2 protein-coding genes are annotated in these 2,777 nt (G+C 44.5%); one reads left to right on the forward strand and one right to left on the reverse strand.

The features are described 5' to 3' along the window. Positions 1-688: 688 nt before the first annotated feature. Positions 689-2,251: a DEAD/DEAH box helicase gene (locus tag E5983_RS08870; protein ID WP_160333474.1), complete on the forward strand. Its 1,563-nt coding sequence runs from the start codon at positions 689-691 to the stop codon at positions 2,249-2,251. Positions 2,252-2,636: 385 nt separating this feature from the next. On the opposite strand, the gene E5983_RS08875 is transcribed toward E5983_RS08870, so the two are convergent. After that, on the reverse strand, positions 2,637-2,777 hold a 141-nt coding region (locus E5983_RS08875; RefSeq protein WP_202056349.1), incomplete at its 5' end, for a transposase.

Below are 2,777 nucleotides of genomic sequence, written 5' to 3' on the forward strand. Positions count from 1 at the left end.
CCCCCACCACAGGGAAAGCATCTCATAGAAATTCGAAAGAAGCCGGATTCGGATTGACGTTAAAACCATCTCAACACCCTTATTAAAAAGCTAAATAATAAAAGCCTAAAACTGTCAGTTTTCAGGGATTCCACACAACTTGACAAAGAGCCCAAAAAAGCCTGTTACCACAGGCTTTTTTGTTTTTCTGACCCAAATAATTTTGGTGTTCTATTAGAATGTTTGTTTTTGTTATTTTCGAGAAAGGATAGAGCTATCTGATGTGCTAGAATCGACCAAATCCATTCTACAAACACCTTTCGGCGAGTGACAGAGGCAAAATAGAGCTTCTCAGTAACGAAGGACAGTAGCAAGCAGCTATTTCATGTATTCTAAGAAGAAATCGCTCAATCATTAGTCGTGAACTTAAGCGTGGGATTGCATCATAACTCCAGAAACAAATAGTGGAGGTGAGCTGCTGAACGTCATTTTACGATTTTCGGACAATTCATGAGAATTCATTTTATAAAGTTTTGTGTCTATTTCTGTTTATAAGTTGCAGAATGTGGTACAATGGGTAAGTTACAATGAAGTTGGTGGGATGGGAGCGTGTGCTCAAAATGGATGGCATCTCATCGCCTGTTCCTTGGGATAGGGACCGAAATTGTAAGAGGTCCATCCGAATCGATTTGATAGAAAGAAGATACCATTGAAATTTATAGAATTAGGTTTATCGCAAGAATTATTGACTGAAATTGAGAAAGCCGGTTTTGAAGAAGCCAGCCCCATTCAGGAGCAGACGATTCCCTTGGCCTTGACTGGCAAAGACGTTATTGGTCAGGCACAGACTGGTACAGGGAAAACGGCTGCTTTTGGTTTGCCAACCTTAGAAAAAATTAGACCACAAGAGGCGACGATTCAGGCCTTGGTAATTGCGCCAACGCGGGAATTGGCGGTTCAGAGTCAAGAGGAGTTGTTCCGCTTCGGGCGCTCTAAAGGTGTGCGGGTTCGCTCCGTTTATGGGGGATCCAGCATTGAGAAGCAAATCAAGGCTTTGAAGGCAGGGGCGCATATTGTTGTGGGAACACCGGGTCGTCTCTTGGACTTGATCAAACGCAAGGCTTTGAAACTGGATAAGATTGAAACCTTGATTTTGGATGAGGCCGATGAGATGTTGAACATGGGCTTCTTGGATGATATTGAAGCGATTATTGAGCGCGTGCCAGCGGATCGTCAAACCTTGCTCTTCTCAGCAACCATGCCAGATGCTATTAAGCGGATTGGGGTGCAATTTATGAAAGAGCCGGAGCACGTCAAGATTGCTGCCAAGGAATTGACAACGGAATTGGTTGATCAATACTATATCCGGATTAAGGAACAAGAGAAGTTCGACACTATGACGCGGCTTATGGATGTGGAGCAGCCAGAATTGGCTATTGTCTTCGGTCGGACCAAGCGTCGGGTCGATGAGTTGACGCGTGGTTTGAAAATTCGTGGTTTCCGTGCAGAAGGAATCCATGGAGACTTGGATCAGGGCAAACGGCTACGGGTTCTTCGAGATTTCAAAAATGGGAACTTGGATGTCTTGGTCGCAACAGACGTTGCAGCGCGTGGTTTGGACATCTCAGGTGTGACCCATGTCTATAACTATGATATTCCACAAGATCCGGAAAGCTATGTTCACCGGATTGGACGTACAGGTCGGGCTGGTAAATCTGGTCAATCCGTAACCTTTGTTTCTCCAAATGAGATGGGCTACCTTCAAATTATTGAGAACTTGACCAAAAAACGGATGAAGGGTCTCAAACCACCAACAGCAGAAGAAGCCTACCAAGCGAAAAAGAAAGTTGCACTTGGGAAAATTGAACGCGACTTTGCGGCAGAAGACTTCGCAGCCAAGGCTACTAAAGTCAGTAAGGATGCCCAGCAATTGGCGAGTGAATTTTCTCCAGAAGAATTGGCAGCTTACATCTTAACTCTGGTAGTACAAGACCCAGCAGATCTACCAGAAGTAGAAATTGCCCGTGAAAAACCCCTGCCATTTAAACCATCTGGCAACGGCTATGGTGGCCGTGGCCGTGGCGGCCGCCGTGACGGTGGCTACCGCTCCGGAAATCGCGATCGGAACCGTCGTGACAATTACCGCGACAACCGCCGCAACGACCGCTATGACCGTGACAACCGCTACCGTAAAAACAAAAACCAAAAACCACAAAACACCTCCAGCGAAAAGAAAACCGGCTTCGTCATCCGCAACAAAGGAGATAAGTAAAAATTAGAGAGCGAGGTAGGTCCAGTGGACATTTTTACCCCGAGCCTAAAAATTAGAGAGCGGTCAAGGGGTCAGCAATTGACTTCTCGAGTTTCTAAATCAAGGAATAGAAGCGTTCTCTATTTTGATGACCGATTGGAGTTTGCTTTGTAAATAGGGTTGAACCTCAAGCAATTGCTGTTGCTTAAATTAAACGAACCACTTTCCAAACGGAGAGTGGTTTCCTTGTTTTAGGGTCTAATATTAAGGTTCTTTGTCAAGTTGTGTGGAATCCCTGAAAACTGACAATATAGAATAAAGACCATCTTCCTTGAGGCTGGGACAAAAGTCTCATAAAGCCTAAAAAGGAGAGATTCATCTACTGAAATGAGTCTCTCCTTTTCTTTTAGAATCTCCTCTTCCTATATTTGAGGAGATTATTGGCCATGAGAACCAATCCCATGTCAATTTTTACTTGTCGTTTTCCTCGTAGGTTACAACGTTTGTAACCTAAACAAGCCTTTACCTGTCCAAAGACAGGTTCCAC

Origin of the sequence: Streptococcus danieliae, assembly GCF_009767945.1 — a bacterium.
GTDB classification, from domain to species: domain Bacteria; phylum Bacillota; class Bacilli; order Lactobacillales; family Streptococcaceae; genus Streptococcus; species Streptococcus danieliae.